3 protein-coding genes are annotated in these 5,107 nt (G+C 70.0%); 1 reads left to right on the top strand and 2 read right to left on the bottom strand.

Annotated elements, in window-relative coordinates; translation table 11 throughout:
* Positions 1-51 precede the first annotated feature (51 nt).
* Together ACFWE2_RS24340 and ACFWE2_RS24335 are read right to left on the bottom strand one after the other, a co-directional pair.
* On the bottom strand, positions 52-1,413 hold the full coding sequence (locus tag ACFWE2_RS24340; RefSeq protein WP_377226785.1) for a hypothetical protein: 1,362 nt from the start codon (positions 1,411-1,413) through the stop codon (positions 52-54).
* A gap of 401 nt (positions 1,414-1,814) precedes the next feature.
* On the bottom strand, positions 1,815-2,258 hold the full coding sequence (locus tag ACFWE2_RS24335) for a hypothetical protein (protein WP_377226784.1): 444 nt from the start codon (positions 2,256-2,258) through the stop codon (positions 1,815-1,817).
* 441 nt (positions 2,259-2,699) lie between these two features.
* Here ACFWE2_RS24335 and ACFWE2_RS24330 point away from each other — a divergent pair, with 441 nt between their 5' ends.
* Entirely contained in the window at positions 2,700-5,066 is a 2,367-nt protein-coding gene (locus ACFWE2_RS24330) for a WD40/YVTN/BNR-like repeat-containing protein (RefSeq protein WP_377226783.1), read from the top strand.
* Positions 5,067-5,107 lie beyond the last annotated feature (41 nt).

The raw sequence follows: 5,107 nt of genomic DNA, 5'->3' as shown, positions 1-5,107 counted from the left end.
GCGCGCGCCGGCCGTGCCGGACGCGCGCTGCGGAGCCCTCTGCGGTCGGCTCTAGCCGCGCTGGGCGAGTAGCCACCGCAGGATCGCGGGATCCTCCAGGGTGGGTGCCGCCGCGAGGTGCCGGTCCGGCAGGGTGAACGCGTCGTCGCCGTACTCGGTCCAGCGGGCGAGCCGGTCGATGCGCTTCTTGCTCAGACCGCGGGCCTCGTAGGCCGCGACGAGCTTCTCGTACGACGCGCGCGCGTTCGCGACGGGGAGCAGGTGGTCGCCGGTCCCGTGGGTGATCCACATCGGGACCTCCGCCGCGGCGATCGGCGCGAACTCGTCCGCCTCGCCGGGAAAGCCACCGGTGAGCAGGCCGCCGGCGAACAGGTCCGGACGGGTGGAGAACGCCTCCCACATGAGCTGCGAACCGTAGGAGACCGAGGTCGCGTAGACCCGCCGCCGGTCGACGGCGAAGCGTTCCGTGAAGTCCTCGACGAGCTCGACGACCTGCGCGCCCTCGGCAGCCTTGCCGATTCGGCGGTTCTGGGGCGCGACCACTATGACGTCCTGGTGGGTCCCGATCCACTCCTCCTGGGTCCAGGCGAGCGCGAGCATGTCGGACGCGAGCTGGACGCCGCGGTTCTGGCCGTCGTACCCCATGCCGTGTCCCGGCAGCGCGACGACGAGCGGGTACCGCCTGTGCGGGTTGTAGTGCTCGGGCAGGCGGTAGTCGTACAGGAGCTCGCCCGACGTCGTCTCGAGCGACCCGCGCACGAACTGGTCGACCTCGCGGTCGATCGACTCCTCGGTGATCCGGTGCGGCGTCTCCGGTGCGGCGGCCGAGACGACGGTCCCGCGCGGGCCGACGACGTCGTCGAGCTGTGTGACCTGGGTGAGCTGGTCCGGGTTGACGCGCACCGAGCACAGGAACGTGGGGCACAGTGAGGTGATGACGGTCCAGCCGCCGGCCGGGTCGTCGGCCAGCTCGAGGACGACGTAGCGCCCGCGCCGCTCGGGCCGGTCCCTTTCGAGCAGGCGCGCGGGGTCGTCAGTCGTGTAGACGTCGGCGATCGGCCGGTCGACGAGGTTCCCGAGCTCCGACGCCGGGTCGAAGCGGAAGTTGTAGCCGGAGTCCTCGACCCGGAACATCTGCGGCGAGAGAGCCCCGCCGTCGACCTGCGCGGCGTACTCGACCACCACCTTGGTCACCTGCTGCCCGAACGAGCCGACCTCGGTGACGGGCGTGACGCCCAGCACCTGATGGGGGTTGCCGCCTGGCTGCGAGGAGGCCGGGTTCGCGTCGGGGCTCGCTGCGGCCGGGCCGGTCGAGGCGAGGACCCCGCTCACTGCGAGTGCGGCGGCCAGGGCTGCCGCGACGACGCGCCCTGGACGGCGTCGACCGTCGGCACGGGGTGGGGGTGTGCGCATGTGTGTCTCCTTTGACGGCGCGGAACGGTCGGAGAACGGCATCGGTGCGGCGCCTGCTCCGGTTCCTCGACCTTTGCTAGATCGATTGAGCAAAAGGCTAGCGCGCAGCAGGGCAGGGGTGAAGGGCGCGACATTCGCATGGGCGACGCGCGGCCCGACTTCTTGCGACGTCGCCCCAGCGCCACCGCAGCCCACCGGGCCGATCTACGGCTGCAGTACTGGCCAGTCCAGGGGATGACAGGCTGTAGTACCGGCACCAGCACTCAGGAGCGGTGATCTCGTCCTAACCGGCGCGCCGCGCCGAGAGACCACCGCTCCCGTTCTTCAGCCAGTCTCGCCCGGTATCGACGCCAGGGTTACCAGGTACCCTCAGCTACCCACGGATCCGGGTCAGACCGGGCTCAGCAGAAGGGGCCGTAGACGTCGTCGCTGTCGACGATGTAGCTGCCGCCTCGGTTCTTCATGTCCAGACCGAATGCGACGCAACGGTCAGACGAGGAGACGGTGACCGTGAGAGGTCCTGCGTACTCGTAGAAGTGGCCGTAGTCCTCATCGAGAAGGTCCACCGTGGTCCGGCCGAGCGTTTCGTAGACCTTGAGATTCATCCACGTCTGCGTACCGTTCAGTACTCCGTACTTGAGCGAGCGAACGCAGTACCGGGTATTGCTCAGCTTGTAGATCCCGGTGTGGGCGACGACGTTGCCCGTCACGCTGCTGCGGTGCGTGATCGTGTCGATTCGCGTACCCGAACACGTGCCGGCGGCCGTGGCTGAGTTCGGCGCCACGATGAGCGCGCCGACCACGAGCGCGAACGTCAGCAGTGCTCGGGTGAGTTTCTTGACCATGGATGCCTCCTGTACTCACGGGGGACCTGACCGCCCAGGCGCGAGCAGACGAGCGCTGCTCCTCCTGGTCACGGATGGCGGCGCCCATTGCGGCGCCGGAGACCACCGTCAGAACGCGGTCGGCCTGCCCGTTGATTCGTAGGACCGCAGTGAACACCGGTCGCGTCGACGCAGCTTGCAGGAACCTGCAAGCCTGGGTCGGACCCGAAAGGTGTCCGTCCTTGGTGTATGGCCAACGGAACGCGGTCGGTACCCGCGGAGCAGCTACGGGAAGCACGCGACGCTCGAGGCCTCGGCGTCGCTGCGCCGACAGACGAGCCTGAAAAAGATCCCGGCCGGCGGCAACCTTTCGCAGTGCCTGTGACCACTAGGAGGTGGATCGGGCCACTCCGGTGCCTGATCCACCTCCTCCGGTGAATCACATACAAGGAGCACTTCCCCATGGACAACCCCAAGCACGGCGCGCGCCGTGGGCGTTACCGCCGCCGCTGGATCGCCACCGGTCTGTTGGTCGGCGTGACCGCGGTCGTCGCGCCAGGCCTCGTGTTCGCGCAGGAGGGCTCGCCGTTGGCCGGCGTGACCGCCGTCGTCGCGCCAGGCCTCGTGTCCGCGCAGGAGGACTCGCCGTCCACGACGGTCGACGGCGGCGCCGACAACCAGCAGACCTCCGTGCGCGGTGGCACGGCGCTCGATGACAACGGCTCCTCCGCCGACGGCACCAGCGTCCAGCAGCAAGGGCCGGTGGCGTCGGCCCAGACCCAGACGGCTGGGGCCGGATCGTACAAGTGGAAGAACGCCCAGGTGGTGGGCGGCGGATACGTCACAGGGCTGGTGTTCAACCAGAAGGAGGAGGGCCTGCTGTACGCGCGCACCGACATGGGTGGCGCCTACCGCTGGAACGCCACGGCCGAGCGCTGGACCCCGCTGACCGACTGGGTCGGCGAGAAGGACTGGAACCTGCTGGGCATCGACGCGGTGGCCACCGACCCCGTCGACCCCAACCGGCTCTACCTCATGGCGGGCACCTACACCAATGACTGGGCCGGCAACGGCGCGATCCTGCGCTCCACCGACCGGGGCCGCACCTTCAAACGCACCAATCTGCCGTTCAAGGTGGGCGGCAACGAGGACGGCCGTGGGGCGGGCGAGCGGCTCGTGATCGATCCGGCCAACCACGGCAACCTGCTGCTCGGCAGCCGCAAGAACGGCCTGTGGCGCAGCACCGACTACGGCGTGAGATGGAGCCAGGTCTCCTCGTTCCCCGTCAAGGACGGGGCGAGCAGCGGCGGGGGCATCTCCTTCGTGACGTACGGCCCGAGCGGCAGCAGGACGATCTACGTCGGAGTCGGCGACTCGTCGACCTCTCTGTACCGCTCCACCGACGGCGGCAGCACCTGGCAGGCCGTCCCCGGGCAGCCCACCGGCCAGATGCCGCAGCACGGCGTGCTCTCCGGTGACGGCTCGCTGTACCTGACGTACACCAACGCCCTCGGACCCAACGGCGTGACGGGGGGCTCGGTGTGGAAGTACACGCCGGCCAGCGGGGTGTGGAAGAACATCTCCCCGTCCCAGGGCAGCTACGGGTTCTCCGGTCTGGCCGTCGACCCGCGCGAGCCCTCCACGGTGATGGTCACCACGCTCGACCGCTGGTGGCCGGAGGACGAGATCTACCGGACCACCGATGGCGGCGCGACCTGGACGGCACTGGCCGACAAGTCGGTGCGCAGCGCCTCCGCCGCTCCCTACGTCGGCACCCACACCGGGCACTGGATGACCGCCCTGGCCATCGACCCCTTCAACTCCGGGCACGTGCTGTACGGCACCGGCAACGGCATCTGGCGCAGCAAGGACGCGAACGCCTCCGACAGCGGCAGCACCAGCCACTGGAGCTCAGGCGCCCGAGGTCTCGAGGAGACCTCGCTGCTGGACGCGATCGCCCCTCCCGGCGGCGCCACCGTCATCACCTCCATGGGCGACCAGGGCGGCTTCCGGCACGGCTCCCTGACCAAGGTGCCCTCCGGGCGGCTGGCGAACCCGATGATGACCAACAGCACCGACATCGACTTCGCCCAGTCCAAGCCCTCGATGATGGTCCGGGTCGGCCGCGGCGGCGATCAGGACGGCGCCTACTCCACCGACGGCGGCAGCACCTGGACCGGCTTCAAGGCGGAGCCGGTGGCCGGCGCCAACGACGGCCGTGTCGCGCTCGCCGCGGACGGCTCGACCATCGTCTGGACCGAGGCCGGCCAGGCCCCCTATCGCTCGACCGACAACGGCGCGAGCTGGTCCAGGGTCAGCGGCCTGGGCACCGACGCCGTCGTCGTCGCCGACCGTTCCTCGGCCAACACCTTCTACTCACTCACGGGCGGCACGCTCTACGCCAGCACCGACGGCGGCGCGACCTTCACCGCCCGCGCCGGCAACCTGCCCTCCGGCCGGCTCACGGCCGTGCCCGGCATCGCCGGGGACCTGTGGATCGCCGGCAGTGACAAGGGACTGCTGCACTCCACCGACGGCGGCCGCACCTTCACCACGCTCGGCTCGGTGCAGTCGGCCTCCGCCCTCGGCTTCGGCAAGGCCGCGCCGGGCACCACCTACCAGGCCCTCTACCTGATCGGCACCGTCAAGGACGTCACCGGCGTCTTCCGCTCCACCGACGGGGGCGCCACCTGGCTCCGCATCAACGACAGGGCCCACCAGTGGGGCGCCATCGGCAGCGTCGGCGTCATCACCGGCGATCCCGACACCTACGGCCGCGTCTACATCGGCACCAACGGACGCGGTCTGCAGTACGGCGACCCGTCCTGACGCTACAACCCATCGAGTCCCGGGTCGGCCTGCCGGCAGGC

This window comes from Promicromonospora sp. NPDC060271, assembly GCF_042726755.1.
In the GTDB taxonomy this organism is placed as follows: Bacteria; Actinomycetota; Actinomycetes; order Actinomycetales; family Cellulomonadaceae; genus Promicromonospora.
The sequence above is the reverse complement of the archived record's forward strand: the minus strand, read 5'-3'. Positions and strand labels throughout refer to the sequence as shown.

Excerpts from the sequence above, each read along its gene's own strand:
- ACFWE2_RS24330 (WP_377226783.1), top strand. The coding sequence starts at position 2,700 with ATGGACAACCCCAAGCACGGCGCGCGCCGTGGGCGTTACCGCCGCCGC.
- ACFWE2_RS24335 (WP_377226784.1), bottom strand. The coding sequence starts at position 2,258 with ATGGTCAAGAAACTCACCCGAGCACTGCTGACGTTCGCGCTCGTGGTC.
- ACFWE2_RS24340 (WP_377226785.1), bottom strand. The coding sequence starts at position 1,413 with ATGCGCACACCCCCACCCCGTGCCGACGGTCGACGCCGTCCAGGGCGC.